Source organism: Streptococcus koreensis (assembly GCF_003627135.1).
GTDB lineage: Bacteria > Bacillota > Bacilli > Lactobacillales > Streptococcaceae > Streptococcus > Streptococcus ilei.
Window position 1 is genome coordinate 139,373 of the sequence record NZ_CP032620.1, and the last position, 19,771, is coordinate 159,143.

Annotated in this window: 21 protein-coding genes; 8 read left to right on the top strand and 13 right to left on the bottom strand. The window is 41.4% G+C overall.

Translation table 11 applies throughout. The annotated features are described in order from the left end of the window. The first annotated feature begins 32 nt into the window (after positions 1-32). The 7 genes from D7D50_RS00795 to serS all read left to right on the top strand — a co-directional run bounded on the left by D7D50_RS00795 (position 33) and on the right by serS (position 7,493). Positions 33-845 carry a Cof-type HAD-IIB family hydrolase gene (locus D7D50_RS00795; protein WP_120701221.1) on the top strand — a complete coding sequence of 271 codons (813 nt, stop codon included), beginning with the start codon at positions 33-35 and terminating at the stop codon, positions 843-845. A 291-nt stretch (positions 846-1,136) separates the two neighbouring features. Further along, a complete protein-coding gene (gene adhP, locus D7D50_RS00800) occupies positions 1,137-2,159 on the top strand; it encodes an alcohol dehydrogenase AdhP (RefSeq protein ID WP_048715224.1) in 1,023 nt (340 codons plus the stop codon). A 639-nt stretch (positions 2,160-2,798) separates the two neighbouring features. Then, entirely contained in the window at positions 2,799-3,788 is a 990-nt protein-coding gene (locus D7D50_RS00805; RefSeq protein ID WP_120701222.1) for a PTS sugar transporter subunit IIB, read from the top strand. A gap of 27 nt (positions 3,789-3,815) precedes the next feature. Further along, positions 3,816-4,619 carry a PTS mannose/fructose/sorbose transporter subunit IIC gene (locus tag D7D50_RS00810; protein ID WP_023022258.1) on the top strand — a complete coding sequence of 268 codons (804 nt, stop codon included), beginning with the start codon at positions 3,816-3,818 and terminating at the stop codon, positions 4,617-4,619. An 18-nt stretch (positions 4,620-4,637) separates the two neighbouring features. Continuing rightward, on the top strand, positions 4,638-5,549 hold the full coding sequence (locus tag D7D50_RS00815) for a PTS system mannose/fructose/sorbose family transporter subunit IID (protein WP_023022256.1): 912 nt from the start codon (positions 4,638-4,640) through the stop codon (positions 5,547-5,549). An 80-nt stretch (positions 5,550-5,629) separates the two neighbouring features. After that, a complete protein-coding gene (locus tag D7D50_RS00820; RefSeq protein ID WP_120701223.1) occupies positions 5,630-5,998 on the top strand; it encodes a DUF956 family protein in 369 nt (122 codons plus the stop codon). A gap of 217 nt (positions 5,999-6,215) precedes the next feature. Further along, positions 6,216-7,493 carry a serine--tRNA ligase gene (gene serS, locus D7D50_RS00825; RefSeq protein WP_023022252.1) on the top strand — a complete coding sequence of 426 codons (1,278 nt, stop codon included), beginning with the start codon at positions 6,216-6,218 and terminating at the stop codon, positions 7,491-7,493. 45 nt (positions 7,494-7,538) lie between these two features. Here serS and D7D50_RS00830 read toward each other — a convergent pair whose 3' ends face one another. From D7D50_RS00830 to D7D50_RS00890, 13 genes are all read right to left on the bottom strand, one after another. Next, positions 7,539-8,309 carry an acetyl-CoA carboxylase carboxyl transferase subunit alpha gene (locus D7D50_RS00830; protein ID WP_023022250.1) on the bottom strand — a complete coding sequence of 257 codons (771 nt, stop codon included), beginning with the start codon at positions 8,307-8,309 and terminating at the stop codon, positions 7,539-7,541. Next, positions 8,306-9,169, bottom strand: coding sequence for an acetyl-CoA carboxylase, carboxyltransferase subunit beta (gene accD, locus D7D50_RS00835; RefSeq protein WP_120701224.1), 864 nt, complete (start codon positions 9,167-9,169; stop codon positions 8,306-8,308). The genes D7D50_RS00830 and accD overlap by 4 nt, the downstream gene beginning before the upstream one ends. An 88-nt stretch (positions 9,170-9,257) precedes the next feature. Next, on the bottom strand, positions 9,258-10,625 hold the full coding sequence (locus D7D50_RS00840) for an acetyl-CoA carboxylase biotin carboxylase subunit (RefSeq protein WP_023027707.1): 1,368 nt from the start codon (positions 10,623-10,625) through the stop codon (positions 9,258-9,260). Between the two features lie 10 nt (positions 10,626-10,635). Beyond that, the gene (gene fabZ / locus D7D50_RS00845; RefSeq protein ID WP_006596902.1) at positions 10,636-11,058 is read right to left on the bottom strand and encodes a 3-hydroxyacyl-ACP dehydratase FabZ; all 423 of its coding nucleotides are present in this window, start codon (positions 11,056-11,058) and stop codon (positions 10,636-10,638) included. Next, positions 11,055-11,543: an acetyl-CoA carboxylase biotin carboxyl carrier protein gene (gene accB / locus D7D50_RS00850; RefSeq protein WP_120701225.1), complete on the bottom strand. Its 489-nt coding sequence runs from the start codon at positions 11,541-11,543 to the stop codon at positions 11,055-11,057. Before accB ends, fabZ begins: the two co-directional genes overlap by 4 nt. Position 11,544: 1 nt before the next feature. Beyond that, positions 11,545-12,777, bottom strand: a complete 1,233-nt coding sequence (gene fabF / locus D7D50_RS00855; RefSeq protein WP_023022242.1) for a beta-ketoacyl-ACP synthase II — start codon at positions 12,775-12,777, stop codon at positions 11,545-11,547. An 18-nt stretch (positions 12,778-12,795) separates the two neighbouring features. Then, a complete protein-coding gene (gene fabG, locus D7D50_RS00860) occupies positions 12,796-13,530 on the bottom strand; it encodes a 3-oxoacyl-[acyl-carrier-protein] reductase (RefSeq protein ID WP_117745219.1) in 735 nt (244 codons plus the stop codon). An 11-nt stretch (positions 13,531-13,541) separates the two neighbouring features. Further along, a complete protein-coding gene (gene fabD / locus D7D50_RS00865; RefSeq protein ID WP_023022238.1) occupies positions 13,542-14,462 on the bottom strand; it encodes an ACP S-malonyltransferase in 921 nt (306 codons plus the stop codon). 24 nt (positions 14,463-14,486) lie between these two features. Beyond that, on the bottom strand, positions 14,487-15,452 hold the full coding sequence (gene fabK, locus D7D50_RS00870) for an enoyl-[acyl-carrier-protein] reductase FabK (protein ID WP_120701226.1): 966 nt from the start codon (positions 15,450-15,452) through the stop codon (positions 14,487-14,489). A gap of 110 nt (positions 15,453-15,562) precedes the next feature. Then, positions 15,563-15,787 carry an acyl carrier protein gene (locus D7D50_RS00875; protein ID WP_003003892.1) on the bottom strand — a complete coding sequence of 75 codons (225 nt, stop codon included), beginning with the start codon at positions 15,785-15,787 and terminating at the stop codon, positions 15,563-15,565. 55 nt (positions 15,788-15,842) lie between these two features. Beyond that, entirely contained in the window at positions 15,843-16,817 is a 975-nt protein-coding gene (locus tag D7D50_RS00880; protein ID WP_120701227.1) for a beta-ketoacyl-ACP synthase III, read from the bottom strand. Beyond that, on the bottom strand, positions 16,817-17,251 hold the full coding sequence (gene fabT, locus D7D50_RS00885; RefSeq protein WP_006597415.1) for a fatty acid biosynthesis transcriptional regulator FabT: 435 nt from the start codon (positions 17,249-17,251) through the stop codon (positions 16,817-16,819). Before fabT ends, D7D50_RS00880 begins: the two co-directional genes overlap by 1 nt. Before the next feature lie 98 nt (positions 17,252-17,349). Beyond that, positions 17,350-18,141, bottom strand: coding sequence for an enoyl-CoA hydratase (locus D7D50_RS00890; RefSeq protein ID WP_120701228.1), 792 nt, complete (start codon positions 18,139-18,141; stop codon positions 17,350-17,352). Positions 18,142-18,354: 213 nt separating this feature from the next. Between D7D50_RS00890 and D7D50_RS00895 the strand changes: the two genes are divergently transcribed. Continuing rightward, the gene (locus D7D50_RS00895; protein WP_117745224.1) at positions 18,355-19,704 is read left to right on the top strand and encodes an aspartate kinase; all 1,350 of its coding nucleotides are present in this window, start codon (positions 18,355-18,357) and stop codon (positions 19,702-19,704) included. The last annotated feature ends 67 nt before the right edge of the window (positions 19,705-19,771 follow it).

Genomic DNA, 19,771 nt, shown 5'->3' on the forward strand with positions numbered 1-19,771 from the left:
CGAAAAACCATACAAATGAAAGGATTTTTCCTATGAATAAAAAACTAATCGCTGTCGATTTAGATGGCACCCTATTAAATTCTGAGAGTAAATTATCACCCTATACGATTGAAACCATCCAGAAAATCAGTAAACAAGGTCACCGGGTCATTATTACAACTGGGCGTCCCTATCGAATGGCAGATCATATCTATAGGGAATTGGGATTAGAGAGTCCCATGATTAACTTTAACGGTGCTCTCACTCATATTCCAAATAAAAAATGGTCGAAAGAACTATCCATGACTCTTGATAAAAAATACCTCCTCGATATGGTCGAGAGAGAAAATGACATCCAGGCGGACTTTATTGCAGGGGAATATCGCAATAAGTTCTATGTCACACACACCTACCACCATACTATTGATCCCGCCTTATTTGGGGTTTCTAAAATCTCCTCCAAAACAAAATTTGAAGCTCGTAAAGTTACCGAAAATCCAAATGCTATCCTCTTTCAAACACGCGCTAAAGATAAGTATGCTTTAGCCGAAGAAATGCGTGACTACTACCATCATGAATTGGAAATCAATAGTTGGGGGGGACCGCTCAACATTCTCGAGTGCGCTCCAAAAGGGGTTAATAAAGCCTTTGCCCTCAACCATCTCCTCGAGACTTACGGACTTGATCGGAAAGACTTGATTGCTTTTGGGGATGAGCAAAACGATACAGACATGTTGGCTTTCGCAGGAACTGGTTATGCTATGAAAAACGCCAATCCTGTCCTCCTCCCCTATGCCGATAAACAAACCGAGTATACAAATGATCAGGACGGCGTTGCTCGTCAACTAGAAAAACTCTTCCTATAAATAAAGTGAATCGCTTGAATCACCTTTTACAAGAAAGGATTCAAGCTTTTTTGTTTTCTCAAACATACGAAACTTTATAGGGACTTTTTCTGAAAATAATTTAACCAGTTAAGTTTATTTTCAGAAAATTTTTCTATGTAAACGCTTGCTAACTGATGGAGTTTGTGATAAAATTAACATAACAAAAATAAAAAAGGAGCCTAGCTCGTTTCATACGATAATGATTCAAGTGATGTTACTTCTCGTTTTATTACCGTCTCTAATTCAACTAAGCTCTTGAGGAGGAAAACTATGAAAGCTGTTGTTGTAAATCCAGAAGGTACTGGTGTTGAAATTGTTGCAAACAAGGAGATGCGCCCATTAGAAACAGGGGAAGCTCTTGTTCAAATCGAATACTGTGGTGTCTGCCACACGGACTTGCACGTTGCTCACGGAGACTTCGGTAAAGTTCCAGGCCGTGTTCTTGGACACGAAGGAATCGGTATTGTTAAAGAACTTGCTCCAGATGTGACAAGTTTAAAAGTTGGTGACCGTGTCAGTGTTGCTTGGTTCTTCGAAGGATGTGGCACTTGTGAATACTGTACAACTGGTCGCGAAACTCTTTGCCGTACTGTAAAAAATGCTGGTTACTCTGTTGATGGAGGAATGGCTGAACAATGTATCGTAACTGCAGACTACGCAGTAAAAGTACCAGAGGGATTAGATCCAGCCCAAGCTTCTTCTATTACCTGTGCCGGTGTTACAACCTACAAAGCTATCAAAGAAGCCAAAGCTGAACCAGGCCAATGGATCGTTATCTATGGAGCTGGTGGCTTGGGTAACTTAGCTGTTCAATATGCCAAGAAAGTCTTCAACGCTCATGTCATCGCTGTTGATATCAACAATGATAAACTCGAATTGGCTAAAGAAGTTGGGGCAGACTTTGTCATTAATGGTCGTGAAGTCGAAGATGTCCCAGGATTGATCAAAGAAAAAACAAATGGTGGAGCTCACTCTGCTGTCGTAACAGCCGTTTCTAAAGTAGCCTTCAACCAAGCAGTAGATTCAGTTCGTGCGGGTGGTCGCGTTGTTGCAGTCGGACTTCCTTCTGAAATGATGGAGCTCAGCATTGTGAAAACAGTATTAGATGGTATCCAAGTCATTGGTTCTCTTGTTGGAACTCGTAAAGACTTAGAAGAAGCTTTCCAATTTGGTGCAGAAGGTTTGGTAGTGCCAGTCGTTCAAAAACGTCCAGTAGAAGATGCTGTTAAGGTCTTTGACGAAATGGAAGCCGGAACCATTCAAGGACGTATGGTACTTGACTTCACTAACTAAATAAACGAACCTACAAGACTAGTCCAAGAGGGCTGGTCTTTGAATTTAGACAAACTATTGTTTTACATAAAATAGCTAGATGATTTTCTTAAATGACTTTTACGTTTTAGTCATTTAAGAAAAGGAAAAAACTTTCCGCTGTGGGAAAAGTGCTTGAAACACAATTGTTTCAGACACTCGGAATTATTGAGACCTTAGGCTCAATAATTAGTTATGGAACTTCGAAGAAGTTCGCTGACGTCCGTACTCACCTAAGGAAAGTTTTTCATAAGACTATGGCTTCAATCTGAGACCAACCCAATTGGGCTGGTCTTTTTCACTTTCTCATAAGCAGGGCCTACAAGGAGTTTCTATATCTTTATTTTACCCCTCAGAAGCTACTACTTATCTTTTCAGAAACTTCGAATCCCCTTCACTCCCATTTTGTCAAGGATTTCCAAAGGCTTTTCGAGTTCAGTCGTAAAAAACTCTGCTAGCACTCGAAGATAAATATTAACAAATTAATATATTAAAAACCTTCTTTTTCCTTTAATTTAGTACTGAAAAATTGACTTTATGATGAAAACGTTTTATAATAAATTAGCTTAAAGTTTTCTTAAACTGAAAGTCAAACAAATTTTATAAGGAGGAATGTCAATAATGAGTATTGGTATCATTATTGCTAGCCACGGTGAATTTGCAGCTGGAATCCACCAATCCGGCTCGATGATCTTTGGGGATCAAGAGAAAGTTCAAGTGGTTACGTTCATGCCAAGTGAAGGCCCAGATGATCTCTATGCTAAATTCAATGCTGCTGTTGCCGCATTTGATGCAGAAGATGAAATCTTGGTTTTGGCTGACCTTTGGAGTGGTTCTCCATTTAACCAAGCTAGTCGTGTCATGGGGGAAAATCCAGATCGTAAATTTGCGATCATCACTGGATTAAACCTTCCGATGTTGATTCAAGCTTATACAGAGCGTTTGATGGATGCAAATGCAGGCGTTGATCAAATCGCTGCAAACATCATCAAAGAATCTAAAGATGGAATCAAAGCTCTTCCAGAAGAATTGAATCCTGTCGAAGAAGCAAGCACTGCTTCAGCTGCTCCTGTTGCCCAAGCTGCTATTCCAGAGGGAACAGTGATTGGAGATGGCAAACTCAAAATCAACCTTGCTCGTCTCGATACTCGTCTCCTTCATGGACAAGTCGCTACTGCTTGGACTCCTGATTCAAAAGCAGATCGCATTATCGTTGCTTCAGACTCAGTTGCCAAAGATGAACTCCGTAAAGAGTTGATTAAGCAGGCGGCACCAAATGGTGTAAAAGCAAACGTAGTCCCAATTCAAAAATTGATCGACGTCGCAAAAGATCCACGCTTTGGTGAAACACATGCTTTGATCTTATTTGAAACACCTCAAGACGCTCTTCGTGCCATCGAAGGTGGTGTTCCGATTAAAACCTTGAACGTTGGTTCAATGGCCCACTCAACTGGTAAAACCATGGTTAACAATGTGTTGTCAATGGATAAAGAAGATGTGGCTACATTTGAAAAAATGCGTGATCTTGGAGTAGAATTTGATGTCCGTAAAGTGCCAAATGACTCTAAGAAAGATTTGTTTGACTTAATTAACAAAGCTAACGTTCAATAATCGATTACTTACGAAAGGATTTTAAACATGTCTATTATTTCTATGGTATTAGTGGTCGTTGTTGCCTTCTTAGCAGGTCTTGAAGGTATCCTTGACCAATTCCAATTCCACCAACCACTTGTTGCTTGTACCTTAATCGGTTTGGTAACAGGTAACTTGACTGCCGGTGTGATGCTTGGTGGTTCCCTTCAATTACTTGCACTTGGCTGGGCAAACATTGGAGCTGCCGTTGCACCCGATGCTGCTCTTGCATCTGTCGCTGCTGCGATTATCTTGGTTCTTGGTGGTGACTTTAGTTCTAAAGGAATCGCTGTGGCTCAAGGTGTGGCTATTCCACTTGCAGTCGCTGGTCTTTTCTTGACCATGATCGTCCGTACTCTCTCTGTTGGTTTGGTCCACACTGCCGATGCTGCTGCTAAAAAAGGTGATATCAAAGGGGTAGAACGCGCTCACTTTGTAGCTCTTCTTCTTCAAGGTCTTCGTATCGCTATTCCTGCAGCCCTCTTGTTGATGATCCCTGCTGAAACTGTTAAAGGTGCGCTTGAAGCGATGCCTGCTTGGTTGTCAGACGGTATGCAAATCGGTGGAGGTATGGTTGTAGCCGTTGGTTATGCTATGGTTATCAACATGATGGCAAGCCGTGAAGTTTGGCCATTCTTTGCCATTGGTTTTGCACTTGCTGCCGTCAGCGAATTAACTTTGATTGCTCTTGGAGCGATTGGTGTTGCCCTTGCCTTGATTTACCTTTCACTTTCTAAGAAAGGTGGCAACGGAGGTGGCGGAGTCGCTACTTCTAATGACCCAATCGGCGATATTCTCGAAGACTATTAAGAAAGGTGTGACACTATCATGACTGAAAAATTACAATTATCTAAATCAGATCGTCAAAAAGTTTGGTGGCGTTCAACCTTCTTGCAAGGTTCTTGGAACTACGAACGGATGCAAAACTTGGGTTGGGCTTACTCATTGATCCCAGCTATCAAAAAACTCTACACCAAGAAAGAAGACCAAGCGGCTGCTCTTGAGCGTCACATGGAGTTCTTCAACACTCACCCATACGTAGCTGCTCCAATCATCGGGGTTACTCTTGCCCTTGAAGAAGAAAAAGCAAACGGTGCTGCTATTGATGATGCTGCTATCCAAGGGGTTAAAATTGGTATGATGGGGCCTTTGGCTGGTATCGGAGATCCAGTCTTCTGGTTTACAGTTCGTCCGATCCTTGGAGCACTTGGTGCATCTCTTGCCTTGACTGGTAATATCCTTGGTCCACTCATCTTCTTCCTTGCATGGAACGCAATTCGTATGTCCTTCTTGTGGTATACCCAAGAACTTGGATACAAAGCCGGTTCTGAAATTACCAAAGATATGTCTGGTGGAATCTTGCAAGATATCACTAAAGGAGCTTCTATCCTTGGGATGTTTATCCTCGCTGTCTTAGTAGAACGTTGGGTATCGATTAAATTTATCTTCAATGTCTCATCAGTTAAGCTAGACGATAAAGCTTATATCCACTGGGATAAACTTCCTGAAGGATACAAGGGAATCCAAGAAGCCTTCGCTCAAGTTGGTTCAGGCCTATCTCAAACACCGGAAAAAGTTACGACTTTCCAACAAAACTTGGATTCATTGATTCCTGGTTTGATGGGCTTACTTCTTACTTTTGCTTGTATGTGGTTGCTTAAGAAGAAAGTATCTCCTATCACTATCATCATCGCCCTCTTTGTCATCGGTGTCTTGGCACACGTTGCGGGCTTGATGTAAGCAAAGATCAACAAAAAAGAAGGTTTCGACCTTCTTTTTATTATGATATAATGAAATGAACATAGTTACAGGAGGAGCACATGGCGCAATCACAGAATAAAACCGTGGAATTCCATACCACTGGTGTCTCTTATCTAGGGGTTGGAGGAAAGGTTGGAAAAATTTTAGTTGGGAATGCTGCTTTCGAATTTTATGCGGATGCAAATGTTGAAGACTACATCCAAATTCCCTGGCAGGATATCGAACAAATCGGAGCTAATGTATCCGGACGTAAAATTAGCCGCCATTTTGAAATCTATACCAAGGAAAGCAAATTCCTGTTTGCTTCTAAAGACTCGGGAAAAATCTTAAAAATTGCCCGTGAACACCTTGGAAATGATAAAATTGTCAAATTGCCGACCTTGATCCAAACCATCGCAGCTAAAATAAAAAATCTATTTGCAAAATAGCTTCTTTTCTTGTATAATAAACAAAAACGGATAAGTAAGTTAAGAGGCTCTTTCAGAAAGTCTGCGGTTGCTGTGAGCAGATAGAAACCTTAATTGAAATTCTACCGTTTCTTTAAAATACAATATTGAATCAAGTGCACACCTGTGAAGTTGGATGGAACCGTGGCCCTGCCACTCCAACACTATAACAGGTGTGTTTTTTGTTAAAGGAGAAGCTATGTTAGATATTAAACGAATTCGTACCGATTTTGATACGGTTGCTGAAAAATTGGCGACACGTGGGGTAGACGCTGCTATCTTAAATGAGATGAAGGAAATCGATGCTAAACGTCGTGACATCTTAGTCAAGGTTGAAACCCTCAAGGCAGAGCGTAACACCGTTTCTGCTGAAATTGCTCAAGCCAAACGCAACAAGGAAAATGCAGACGACAAGATTGCTGCCATGCAAACCCTATCTGCTGAAGTCAAAGCGCTAGATGCAGAATTAGCGGAAATCGATGCTAAATTGACAGAATTTACCACTACTCTTCCAAACATCCCAGCTGATAGTGTTCCTATTGGTGCAGACGAGGACGATAACGTAGAAGTTCGCCGTTGGGGAACTCCTCGTGAGTTTGACTTTGAACCAAAAGCCCACTGGGATCTTGGGGAAGACTTAGATATCCTTGACTGGGAACGTGGTGGAAAAGTCACTGGTGCCCGCTTCCTCTTCTATAAAGGCCTGGGAGCTCGTTTGGAACGTGCTATCTACAACTTTATGCTAGATGAGCACGGTAAGGAAGGCTATACTGAAGTCATCACCCCTTACATGGTTAACCATGATTCTATGTTTGGTACCGGACAATATCCAAAATTCAAGGAAGATACTTTTGAACTCAGCGACACTAACTATGTCTTGATTCCAACCGCTGAAGTGCCTCTAACGAACTACTACCGTGATGAAATCATCGATGGGAAGGATCTTCCGATCTACTTTACTGCCATGAGCCCATCTTTCCGTTCAGAAGCTGGTTCTGCTGGTCGTGATACACGTGGCTTGATTCGTTTGCACCAATTCCACAAGGTTGAAATGGTTAAATTTGCCAAACCGGAAGAATCATATGAAGAATTGGAAAAGATGACAGCTAACGCTGAAAATATCCTTCAAAAGTTGAACTTGCCATACCGTGTCGTAGCTCTCTCAACAGGAGACATGGGCTTCTCAGCCGCTAAGACTTACGACTTGGAAGTCTGGATCCCAGCACAAAATACCTACCGTGAAATCTCAAGCTGTTCCAACACAGAAGATTTCCAAGCACGACGCGCGCAAATCCGCTACCGTGATGAAGCCGATGGTAAAGTCAAACTTCTTCACACTTTGAATGGTTCAGGATTGGCTGTTGGACGTACCGTCGCTGCTATTCTTGAAAACTATCAAAACGCAGATGGTTCTGTAACCATTCCAGAAGTCCTTCGTCCATACATGGGTGGAGCTGAAGTTATTGCACCAAAATAAGATAAGATAAAAAAACTGAGTCTTGCATCTGCAAGCTCAGTTTTTTTAATATTTACGAAAACGCTGGTAGCGTTGCTCTAGCAGATCTTCGAGAGACAAAGCTTGTAGTTCCTTCAATTCTGCTTGAATTTCCTTCTTCACTTGAGCGAGTAGTTCTCCATTTGAGAAACCATGCTCCGGAATCACCTTGTCTACAATATCCATATTTAACAACTCATGCGAAGTAATCTTCATCAACTCAGCAGCTTCCATGGCACGGCTTCCATCTTTCCATAGAATAGAAGCAAATCCTTCTGGACTCAAGACGGCATAGATAGAGTTCTCCAACATCCAGACCTTGTCCGCTACAGCCAGAGCAAGGGCGCCACCTGAGCCACCTTCCCCGATGATAATTGCGATAATCGGAACCTTTAAATCACTCATTTCCATGAGGTTACGCGCGATAGCCTCACCCTGTCCCCGTTCTTCAGCGCCAACACCCGGATAAGCACCCGCGGTATTGATGAAGGTTACTACTGGACGACCAAACTTCTCCGCCTGTTTCATCAGACGCAAAGCTTTTCGATAACCTTCAGGATGGGGTTGACCAAAGTTTCTACTGAGGTTATCCTGAAGATTCTTTCCTTTTTGAATCCCGACAACCGTTACCGCTTGATCTCCAAGCCAACCAATTCCACCAATCACTGCACCGTCATCTCGGAAATTCCGATCTCCATGCAATTCGATAAAGTTTTCAAAAATTCCATGAGCATAATCTAGAGCTGTCAAACGTCCTTGGTCACGAGCTTCTTTAATAATTTGTGTTATTCTTGTCATTGCTTCCCTCCATGAAAGGCTAACAAGTCTGCGATTGTTGAACGCATCTCACTACGCTGGAGAATCACATCCACAAAGCCATGCTCTTGTAAAAATTCAGCCTTTTGGAAATTATCCGGCAACTGTTCCCGCACGGTTGACTCGATCACTCGACGACCTGCAAATCCCACAAGGGCTTGACTCTCTGCAATGATGATATCCCCTTCCATTGCAAATGACGCCGTTACCCCTCCTGTTGTTGGGTCTGTTAGAACGGTAAGATAAAACAAGCCTGCTTTTGAGTGTCTTTGAACAGCTGCAGAGATTTTAGCCATCTGCATCAAACTGACGATTCCTTCTTGCATCCGAGCACCTCCAGAAGCTGTAAAGAGCACGACTGGGAGCTTTTCTTCTGTCGCCAATTCAAATAGGCGGGTAATCTTTTCACCGACCACAGAGCCCATAGAAGCCATGATAAAATTGGAATCCATAATACCAAGAGCCACTTGATGGCCCCCGATCTTTGCAGTTCCTGTTAACACAGCCTCATCAAGCCCTGTTAATTCACGAACAGTCGCCAATTTCTTCTTGTAGTTTGGAAACTTAAGCGGGTCCTTGGTCTCAATACCCGTAAACAGTTCAATAAAGCTTCCTGGATCAATCGTCAATTGAAGCCGTTCTACAGCAGAAATACGGAAGGTATAGCCACACTTAGGACACAGACGTTCACTTCCTAGATCCTTTTGGTAAATGGTATGTTTACAGCCCGGACACTGAGAAAACAACTCATCTGGAACCTCTGGTTTCGGCTGAGGTGCTTCAATGGCCGACCGATTGGGATTAATTCGAATGTACTTATCTTTTTTAGAAAATAAAGCCATCAACTTCTCCTTACTTGGTAAAAGAACTTTGTAATTGTGCGCGTTCATTCCTTGTGAAAATGAATCTCACATTTACAAAGTTCAATGCTTATTGATTTTTCTGATAATTTGGTAAAAATTTTTCCATCAGAAAGGCGGTATCGTAATCACCAGCAATCACATTCGAATCTGAAATCAAATCCAATTGGAAATCACTGTTGGTCATTACACCGTCAATTTCCAACTCATAGAGGGCGCGTTGCATCTTCATCAAGGCATCGAAACGATTCTCTCCATGGACAATGATTTTGGCAATCATACTATCGTAGTAAGGTGGAATCGTATAGCCAGGATAGACTGCAGAATCCACGCGCAAGCCAACCCCTCCACTTGGAAGGTAGAGATTGGTGATCTTTCCTGGACTTGGTGCAAAGTTAAAGGCAGGATTTTCCGCATTGATCCGGCATTCAATGGCATGACCGGAAATTTGGATATCTTCTTGACGCACAGACAATTCTTGGCCTTCAGCAATCTTAATTTGCTCTTTCACGATATCAATTCCAGTGACAAATTCTGTCACGGGATGCTCAACTTGAACCCGAGTATTCATCTCCATGAAGTAAAATTCGCCTTTACCTTCATCGTAAAGAAACTCGATTGTCCCAGCATTTTCATAGCCAACAGATTCTGCCGCGCGGACAGCTGCAGATCCGATTTGGTCTCGAATTGTCTTACCGATTGCTACGGATGGAGATTCTTCGAGGACTTTTTGGTTGTTTCTTTGAAGGGAACAATCCCGTTCACCCAAATGAACCACATGTCCAAATTGGTCAGCCAAAATTTGAACCTCAATATGACGAGCTGGGTAGATGACGCGTTCAAGGTACATAGCTCCATTGCCAAAGGCCGCCTTAGCTTCTGTCGAAGCAGATTCAAAAGCTGGAACTAGGTCCTCTGCCCGTTCTACTTTACGGATACCTTTACCGCCACCTCCAGCTGACGCCTTCAGCATAACAGGATAGCCAATCCGATCAGCAACTTCCAAGGCTTCTTCAGCTGTATGAACTTCACCATCTGATCCTGGAATCACAGGTACGCCTGCTTTGATCATTTGTGCTCGGGCATTAATTTTATCACCCATCATATCCATAACAGATCCTGATGGTCCAATAAACTTAATCCCTACTTCTTCACACATGGTGGCAAACTTCGAATTTTCACTCAAAAATCCAAAACCTGGGTGAATGGCTTCTGAACCAGTTAGAACTGCTGCAGATAAAACAGCATTCATGTTCAAATAAGACTCGGTTGACTTGGCAGGCCCAATACAAACTGCTTCATCCGCTAGTAAGGTATGCAAGGCTTCTTTATCAGCCGTTGAATAGACAGCGACTGTTTCAATTCCTAATTCACGAGCAGCTCGAATAATCCGGACCGCAATTTCACCACGATTCGCGATTAAAATTTTTCGGAACATAGAAACCTCCCTAGTTACCAATTGCAAATGTTAGGGTCCCGCTAGCAGCTAATTTCCCATCGACTTCCGCTTTTGCTTCCACGACCGCAATCGAACCACGACGCTTGACAAAGGTAGCCGTCATCACGAGCTGATCTCCCGGAACGACTTGTTTTTTAAATTTAACCTTATCCATTCCAGCGTAAAAGACTAATTTCCCTTTATTTTCTGGTTTGGATAATTCTAAGACACCGGCAGTTTGTGCCAAGGCTTCCATAATGAGGACACCTGGCATTACTGGGTAGCTTGGAAAGTGCCCATTAAAGAAGGGCTCATTGATCGTCACATTCTTAATGGCTACAATCGTATCCTCACTTGTTTCAAGGACGCGATCCACCAACAACATCGGATAGCGATGCGGAAGAGCCTCTTTAATAGCTTGAATATCGATCATTTAATCCGTACCAATCCTTTCCCAAACTCGACCATTTCTTCATTTGAAACAAGGATTTCAGTGACGATTCCATCTCTTGGCGCAGGAACTTCATTCATGACTTTCATTGCTTCAATAATCAATAAAGTTTGGCCTTTTGAAACGCTATCTCCAACCTGAACAAAAGCTGGTTTATCTGGACCTGAAGCTAAATAAGCTACACCGACAAGAGGACTTTCAACTACTTCCCCTTCTGCTGCCACTGCTGGACTAGCTTCTGGAGCTGGAGCTGACGGAGCAGCTGGTTCTTCTGCGAGAACAACAGGGCTTTCAACAGCGGGCGCCACTTCCTGAACTACAGGAGCTGGCGTAGCAGGTTGCGAGCTAGCTACACTGCCAGTATTTTTACTAAATGATAGCACATCCGTTGCATTTTGATAGCTAAATTCACGAAGACTGGATTGGTCAAATTGACTCATTAGGTCTTTAATTTCTTGAATATTCACTTTATCCCTCCCAACGTTTAAAGGCTAAGACAGCATTGTGTCCTCCAAATCCAAATGTATTGGAAATAGCATAGGAAATCGGACGTTCTTGCCCTTCACCAAAGATGACATTGGCTTCAATATAATCTGATAACTCTTGTGTTCCAGCAGTTTTTGGAACATATTGATGGCGAATTGCTTCAATTGTCGCAATAGCTTCAACTGCCCCTGCTGCTCCCAAGAGGTGACCTGTAAATGATTTTGTAGAAGATACTGGAACTTCTGTACCAAATACAGAAACGATTGCACCACTTTCTCCTTTTTCATTTGCTGGAGTAGAGGTTCCATGGGCGTTGACATAATCAACTTGAGCTGGTTCAATTTCTGCCTCATCCAAAGCCAACTTCATTGCCTTGATAGCACCTTGACCTTCTGGATGTGGAGAAGTCATATGGTAAGCATCACAGGTATTACCGTAGCCCACCACTTCAGCAAGAATGGTTGCACCACGTTTTTCAGCGTGTTCCAAACTTTCAAGTACCAACATACCTGATCCTTCACCCATTACAAATCCATTCCGATCTTTATCAAATGGAATAGAAGCACGAGTTGGATCTTCTGTTGTTGAAAGAGCTGTTAGGGCTTGGAAACCGGCAATTGCAAATGGCGTAATAGAAGCTTCTGAACCACCTACCAACATCAAATCTTGGAAACCAAATTTAATGGCACGGAAAGCATCCCCAATCGCATCATTGGAAGAGGCACAAGCAGTATTGATCGATTTACAAATTCCATTAGCTCCAAAACGCATAGCAACATTACCAGATGCCATATTTGGCAGAGCTTTTGGAAGGGTCATTGGTTTGACACGTTTTGGCCCTTTTTCATGCAAGCGAATCACTTGATCTTCGATTTCTTTGATACCACCGATACCAGAAGCAACAATGACACCAAAACGATCTTTATCAATAGCTTCTACATCTAAACCTGCATGATTCACAGCTTCTTGAGCTGCATACAAGGCATATAAAGAGTAGTTATCAAAGCGATTTGTATCTTTTTTGATAAAGTACTTATCAAATGGAAAATCTTGGATTTCAGCTGCATTATGAACAGCAAAGTCACTGTGGTCAAATTTTGTGATCGGACCAATTCCAATCTTTCCTTCTTTTAAGCTATTCCAAAATTCTTCTGGAGTGTTTCCGATTGGAGATGTCAAGCCATAGCCTGTTACAACAACACGATTTAATTTCATTTCAAAACCTACCTCTTTTTATTGCATGGTTAAGCCACCATCAATTGCGATGACTTGCCCTGTTAGATATTCTTGAGTTGCAAGAAAGACTGCAACATCTGCCACTTCTTCTGTATTTCCAAATCGTTTCATTGGAATTTGAGCGAGAGACATTTCTTTAATTTTTTCCGGAAGTCCTTCTGTCATATCAGACTCAATGAAGCCCGGAGCAATGACATTGACTCGAACATTTCTTCCGGCTACTTCACGCGCTACCGATTTAGAAAAACCGATCAATCCAGCTTTTGAGGCAGCATAGTTAGCTTGTCCAACATTTCCTGTCAGACCGACAACACTCGACATGTTAATGATAGCACCTTCACGTGCTTTGGTCATCGGTTTTAAGACTGATTGTGTCATATTAAAAGCACCAGTCAAATTCACCTTCAAGACTTGCTCAAAATCTTCTTCCGTCAATTTTAACATGAGCTTATCATTGGTAATCCCAGCATTGTTGACAAGAATATCTACTGACCCAAGTGCGTCAATCGCTTCCGCCACCATTCGCTTCGCTTCCGCAGCTTGGGATACATCCCCAGTAACGCCAACAACTTTCACACCGTAAGAGGCAAATTCATCTACTAGGCCTGCTGGGAGCTCTCCACGACTATTTAAGACAATGTTAGCACCTTTTGAAGCAAATTTATGAGCAATAGCCAATCCAATGCCTCGACTTGAGCCAGTAACAAATACATTTTTATTCTTCAGTTCCATAGTCACCTCATCTATTCGTTCAGTAGAGCATCAAGGCTAGCCTGATCCTCAACATTTTTTGTTGGAAGAGTTTTATCGATTTTTTTCAAGAAGCCAGTCAAGACCTTCCCTGGACCAATCTCAATCACTTCATCTACTCCAAATTCTTGAATCGTCGCAATCGAATCATAGAAACGAACGGGCTCCATCACTTGGCGAGCCAATAATGTTTTGATTTCGTCTGATTTCATAATCTGCGCTTCTGTATTCCCAACCAAAGGCAAGGTAAAGTCCTTAAAAGTAACTTTTTCAAGTTCAGTCGCTAGTTTCTCACTAGCAGAAGCGAGTAAAGCTGTATGGAAGGGACCAGAGACATTGAGTGGGATTAGACGCTTAGCGCCCGCTTCTTGTAATAATTCAACTGCATAATCTACAGCTTCAACCTCTCCACCAATTACAATTTGAGCAGGGGTATTGTAGTTTGCGGGGGTAACAACTCCCTTCACAGAAGCCTTCTGGCAGATTTCTTCAATCAAGGCAGGATCTGTATTCATAACTGCTACCATCTTCCCACTTCCAGCAGGTGCAGCAGTTTCCATAAATTCACCCCGTTTAGAAACCAAGGCAACCGCTTCTTCAAAAGAAAGAGCGCCCGCAGCAACTAAAGCAGAATATTCTCCTAGAGAAAGACCCGCCACAATATCCGGTGTAATTCCTTTTTCTGCCAACAGACGATAAATAGCAACTGAGGTTGTCAAAATAGCCGGTTGGGTATAGCGTGTTTGATTGAGCTTTTCTTCGTCAGAATCAATCAATTTTCGTAAATCATAACCCAAAATCTGACTTGCGGTATCAAAGGTTTCCTTGACAATTGGATAGGTTGCATACAAGTCACTAGCCATCCCCAATTTTTGAGCACCTTGACCAGCAAATAAGAAGGCACGTTTTGTCACTGTTCTCTTCCTTTCCTTTACTTGTTAGAATTTCACATCAGCCCAGCGAGCTGCTTCTTTCTGAATCACCTTAGCAGCCCCAAGGTAGATATCTTCCAAGATTTCAGCACAGGTTTCTTCTTTGCTTACAAGACCCGCAATTTGCCCCGCCATGACAGATCCGTTATCGACATCTCCGTCCACAACAGCATTGCGAAGTGCACCTGCACCAAGTTCTTCAATTTCTTCTTGAGTCTTCTTACCAGCCAAGAAATCTTTTTCAGCTTGATTATAGGCAGAAGCCAATTTATTCTTAATCGCACGAACTGGATGTCCAACAACCGACGCAGACACCACTGTATCAATGTCCTTAGCTTTCAAGATTTTATTCTTAAAGTTTTGGTGAGCATTTGATTCTTTAGCAACGACAAAGCGTGTTCCTACTTGAACAGCATCTGCTCCAAGCATGAAGACCGCAGCCGCTCCAGCACCATCTGCTACACCACCAGCACCAATAACTGGAATAGAGACAGCTTCGACCACTTGACGAACCAGGGTCATGGTCGTCAATTTACCAATATGCCCTCCTGCTTCCATTCCTTCAGCAATCACAGCATCTGCACCTAGTTTTTCCATCCGTTTTGCTAAAGCTACTGAAGGTACAACCGGGATAACGGTAATGCCAGCTTCATGGAAGCGATCCATGTATTTCCCAGGATTTCCTGCACCAGTGGTAACAACTTTAACCCCTTCTTCAATGACCAAGTCAACGATGTCATCCGCAAAAGGAGAGAGGAGCATGATATTCACCCCAAAAGGTTTGTCAGTAATGGATTTGACACGATCAATATTCGCTTTGACAACTTCTTTAGGTGCATTTCCTCCACCGATGATTCCAAGACCACCCGCATTGGATACAGCTCCCGCTAGATCACCATCAGCGACCCAAGCCATACCACCTTGGAAAATTGGATATTTAATGTTTAATAATTCTGTAATTCGTGTTTTCATAGTACCTTCCTCATTTTCGCTTAAGTAATAGTTTGAAAGCGGTTCTTTGCTTTGAGCGTCAAACTATTACCTAAACAAGAGAGAATATCTTTCGATACTCTCATCCATTATTATTTAGTTTTTTCTTCTACGTAGGCTACAAGGTCACCTACAGTAGACAATCCTTCTTCAGTTTCAATTTGAATGTCGAATGCATCTTCAATTTCTGAAATCACTTGGAACAAATCCAATGAATCAGCTTCAAGATCTTCAAAAGTAGACTCAAGTGTTACTTCTGATGGTTCTTTACCAAGTTCTTCAACGATAATTTCTTGTACTTTTTCAAATACTGCCATGATTGGCCTCCTTAAAATAATTAAAAATTTTTAAAATGTGTTTCCACATATTTAACTAGATTGTAACAAGAAGTGAGCCCCATGTCAAACCTCCACCAAATCCAGACAGAAGAATTGTTTGACTTCCATCCAATTTGATCAGTCCCTGGTCGACACACTCCGATAATAAAATTGGAATACTTGCGGCACTAGTGTTACCATATTCCATCATGTTTGCAGGAAGTTTTTCCCGATCAACCCCGATTTTCTTAGCCATTTTATCTAGGATACGGTCATTTGCTTGGTGCAGAAGAAAATAATCAATCTCCTCAACAGGCACTGGAGCAGCTGCTAACACATTTTTAATACTCTTAGCCACATCCCGAATAGCAAAATCAAAGACTGCTCTCCCATCCATTGACAAATATTTTTTATCTTCTTCCTTATCAGAATATGGTGAAGATAAACCAACAGATGATGATTGAAGAACCTCTCCACGGGAACCATCTGAAAACAGACTTTCTGCTAAAAAAGTTTGTTGCTCGGAAGCTTCCAATAAAACGCCACCAGCACCATCTCCAAATAAGACTGCTGTTGTCCGATCTTCCCAATCGATCACTTTCGACAAGGTTTCACTTCCGATAACAATTCCTCGTTTGTACTGTCCAGAGCGAATAAACTTTTCAGCAGTCGCAAGCGCAAAGACAAATCCACTACAAGCAGCTGTCAAATCAAAAACAAAAGCTCTAGAGGCCCCAATTTTAGCTTGAACGCGAGCAGCTGTAGATGGCATCATAGAATCCGGAGAAATTGTTGCAACAAAGATAAAATCCAACTGATCCGCATGTAAACCACTCTTTTTAAGTAAGCGACGAGCTACTTCCGCAGCTAAATCGCTGGTTGATTCCGACTTGGATATATGTCTCTTCCGAATTCCTGTCCGACTTGCAATCCACTCATCGCTGGTATCCATCCATTCAGAAAGATCTTGATTGGAAATCACTTGGCTAGGCGAATAATGGGCTACCTGACTAATTCTTGCAAAAGTCATTATTTCAACTCCTCCAAGAAACGATAAAGGTTCTGCAAACCTTTTTGCATCACTTTCCGTTCATCTGGAGACATCCCATCAATAATCTGATTGACCATCCGCTTGTGAAATTGTTGGTGAAGCCGATACAAGAGCTTTCCTCTTTTTGTCAAACTCAAATGGACCACACGACGATCAACTTCAGATCTGGTTCGTTCAATATAACCTTTTCGTTCAAGATTATTTAAACTGGTAGTGACTGTACCTAACGTTACCATTAACGAACGCGAAATATCACTTGGAGTTGCGTTTGGTGTTGAGCCGATTACATCAATTGTGTGCATTTCCTTGATAGAAACATCATTAAAACGACTGCTACGTAAACTAGTTTCTTCGATGACTAATACGTTGTTAAAAATGGATGTAAGATAATCATTGACTAGTTGAAAATTCAAAAACCACACCCCCTATTCATTACTTTGATAATCGAATTTTATCAAAATTCAAACCAAATAGCAAGACTCAACAACGAAAACATAAAAATTTTACGTTTTTATTTTCCTTTGAATTTTGGACGCCGACGCTCTGAATAGGCAATAACTCCCTCTTTGAAGTCTTCTTTTAGAGATAGATTTCTTTGTAACCTCAACTCAATTTCGGCATAGCGATCCCAGTCAGTCAACATACTAGACCATGCCAACTCCTTAATCGCAGCAAAAGAATTGTCTGAGCTACGTCTTAACTTCATGAGAAGTTGATTGGCAGTCTTATCTAATTTTTCTACTTCAGAAACCTTATAAACAACTCCATATTCCAGAGCCTTCTCAGCACCTAATGGTTCACCAGTCATCGCTAACTGACTTGCTCTACTCAAACCAATCGCTCTTCCTAAAAGGAAAAGACCACCAGCATCAGGAGCTAAACCGACTCCCACAAAGGCTTGAATAAACTTAGCTTTATCAGAAGCAATACAAAAATCTGCCGCTACTGCCATATTAGCAGTTGCTCCTGCAACCGCACCATCTGCGACCATGATCACCGGTTTTGGAATTTGCTTCATCCTTTTGGAGATTTGATTAACCAATTCCGCAATTTGCGTTAAAGAATCGATATCATCGGCATCGACAGCCCGTTTCATCTCTGCTAAATCACCACCGACTGAAAAAACCTTTCCGACTGCTTTAAATAAAATAAAACGAACGTCTGCGTTCTTCTCAGCTAATTCTAATGCTTCAAGAATTTCCTGACACATTGGAATGTTAAAACCATTTGAAACCTCAGGCCTATTTAAAATAATAGATGCGAGATCCTCTTCTACAGAAAATATAATCGTTTCGAACACCATAAGGCACCTCTTTACTAATTAGCTATTCAAATTATTTGATAGTTGAACTTGTTTATTTTTATATTATTTTAGCACAACTACTTTGAGAAGTAAATTACATTTTCATAACAAAGTGTCTCAGCCGAAAGACTCCCTTGATAACAGTGCTATTTTAGATTGTAACAAGGATCTATCTTTGGTATAATTTAAAGAAAGTTGTGTAAAGGAGTCCACATGAAAGTAGTTAAATTTGGTGGTAGTTCATTAGCATCTGCTACCCAGCTAGAAAAAGTATTCAATATCGTTAAAGAAGATGAAACCCGTAAATACGTTGTCGTCTCTGCTCCAGGGAAACGAAATCCTGAGGATACAAAAGTTACAGATGCCCTCATTAAGTATTACAAAGAATATACCAACGGAAAAGATACTAGTCAAAGTCAAGAATGGATTGTCAATCGCTATCGTTCTATTACAGAGGAGTTAGACTTGGACGAGGAAATCATTGAAGAGATTTCTAGAGATATCAAGTCTCTTGCAACACTTCCCAAATCCGATAACACCTTCTTATATGATACTTTCTTGGCCGCTGGAGAGAACAACAATGCAAAACTAATCGCAGCATACTTTGTAAAAAAAGGGTTAGATGCAAAATATATTCATCCAAAAAATGCAGGTATTTTTGTAACAAGTGAACCTTGCAATGCTCGTATTCTCCCTTCTAGTTATGACAAGATTGAAGAACTGATAAACCATAATGAGATTTTAGTTATCCCAGGATTCTTTGGAATTACAAAAGAAGACCAAGTATGTACATTCTCGAGAGGAGGATCTGACATTACAGGATCCATTATCGCAGCCGGAGTTAAAGCAGATCTCTACGAGAACTTTACGGACGTAGACGGTATTTTTGCAGCCCACCCAGGAATCATTAAACATCCTCATTCTATTCCTGAATTAACCTATAAAGAGATGCGGGAATTAGCCTATGCTGGCTTTAGTGTCCTCCATGATGAAGCACTTGTTCCTGCATATCGTGGAAAAATTCCAATGGTCATTAAAAACACCAACAATCCAAAACATCCAGGTACCAAGATTGTGCTGAACCATACCGATGAAAATGTTAAAGTTGTTGGAATAGCAGGAGATTCTGGATTTGTCAGCATTAATACCACAAAGTACCTAATGAATAGAGAAGTCGGTTTTGGTAGAAAACTATTACAAATTTTAGAAGATTTGAATATTAGTTGGGATCACATGCCAACTGGAATTGACGATTTATCGGTCATTCTACGTTCGAAAGAACTAACCCCAATTAAAGAACAAGAAATCCTAAAACATTTAATCCAAGACTTACAAGTGGACTATGCAGAAATCGAACATGATCTTTCTATTATCATGATAGTAGGAGAAAATATGAAAAATCAGATCGGTGTAACTGCAACAGCTACGAAAGCTTTATCAGAAAACAACATTAATATCCAAATGATTTCCCAAGGATCCAGTGAAGTTTCCATCATGTTTGTAGTTAACCAAGAACAAGAAAAACAAGCCATAAAAGCTCTATACAATGTATTCTTTAACTAAAAAAAGGTTCGAAAGAACCTTTTTTTACTTATCCAATAAAAAAGAAAAAAAAAAAAAAAACCCTTTC

What these genes read in the sequence shown, in the direction of transcription:
- D7D50_RS00795 (WP_120701221.1), top strand. Translation starts at nt 33, where the DNA reads ATGAATAAAAAACTAATCGCTGTCGATTTAGATGGCACCCTATTAAAT.
- adhP (WP_048715224.1), top strand. Translation starts at nt 1,137, where the DNA reads ATGAAAGCTGTTGTTGTAAATCCAGAAGGTACTGGTGTTGAAATTGTT.
- D7D50_RS00805 (WP_120701222.1), top strand. Translation starts at nt 2,799, where the DNA reads ATGAGTATTGGTATCATTATTGCTAGCCACGGTGAATTTGCAGCTGGA.
- D7D50_RS00810 (WP_023022258.1), top strand. Translation starts at nt 3,816, where the DNA reads ATGTCTATTATTTCTATGGTATTAGTGGTCGTTGTTGCCTTCTTAGCA.
- D7D50_RS00815 (WP_023022256.1), top strand. Translation starts at nt 4,638, where the DNA reads ATGACTGAAAAATTACAATTATCTAAATCAGATCGTCAAAAAGTTTGG.
- D7D50_RS00820 (WP_120701223.1), top strand. Translation starts at nt 5,630, where the DNA reads ATGGCGCAATCACAGAATAAAACCGTGGAATTCCATACCACTGGTGTC.
- serS (WP_023022252.1), top strand. Translation starts at nt 6,216, where the DNA reads ATGTTAGATATTAAACGAATTCGTACCGATTTTGATACGGTTGCTGAA.
- D7D50_RS00830 (WP_023022250.1), bottom strand. Translation starts at nt 8,309, where the DNA reads ATGACAAGAATAACACAAATTATTAAAGAAGCTCGTGACCAAGGACGT.
- accD (WP_120701224.1), bottom strand. Translation starts at nt 9,169, where the DNA reads ATGGCTTTATTTTCTAAAAAAGATAAGTACATTCGAATTAATCCCAAT.
- D7D50_RS00840 (WP_023027707.1), bottom strand. Translation starts at nt 10,625, where the DNA reads ATGTTCCGAAAAATTTTAATCGCGAATCGTGGTGAAATTGCGGTCCGG.
- fabZ (WP_006596902.1), bottom strand. Translation starts at nt 11,058, where the DNA reads ATGATCGATATTCAAGCTATTAAAGAGGCTCTTCCGCATCGCTATCCG.
- fabF (WP_023022242.1), bottom strand. Translation starts at nt 12,777, where the DNA reads ATGAAATTAAATCGTGTTGTTGTAACAGGCTATGGCTTGACATCTCCA.
- fabG (WP_117745219.1), bottom strand. Translation starts at nt 13,530, where the DNA reads ATGGAACTGAAGAATAAAAATGTATTTGTTACTGGCTCAAGTCGAGGC.
- fabK (WP_120701226.1), bottom strand. Translation starts at nt 15,452, where the DNA reads ATGAAAACACGAATTACAGAATTATTAAACATTAAATATCCAATTTTC.
- D7D50_RS00875 (WP_003003892.1), bottom strand. Translation starts at nt 15,787, where the DNA reads ATGGCAGTATTTGAAAAAGTACAAGAAATTATCGTTGAAGAACTTGGT.
- D7D50_RS00880 (WP_120701227.1), bottom strand. Translation starts at nt 16,817, where the DNA reads ATGACTTTTGCAAGAATTAGTCAGGTAGCCCATTATTCGCCTAGCCAA.
- D7D50_RS00890 (WP_120701228.1), bottom strand. Translation starts at nt 18,141, where the DNA reads ATGGTGTTCGAAACGATTATATTTTCTGTAGAAGAGGATCTCGCATCT.
- D7D50_RS00895 (WP_117745224.1), top strand. Translation starts at nt 18,355, where the DNA reads ATGAAAGTAGTTAAATTTGGTGGTAGTTCATTAGCATCTGCTACCCAG.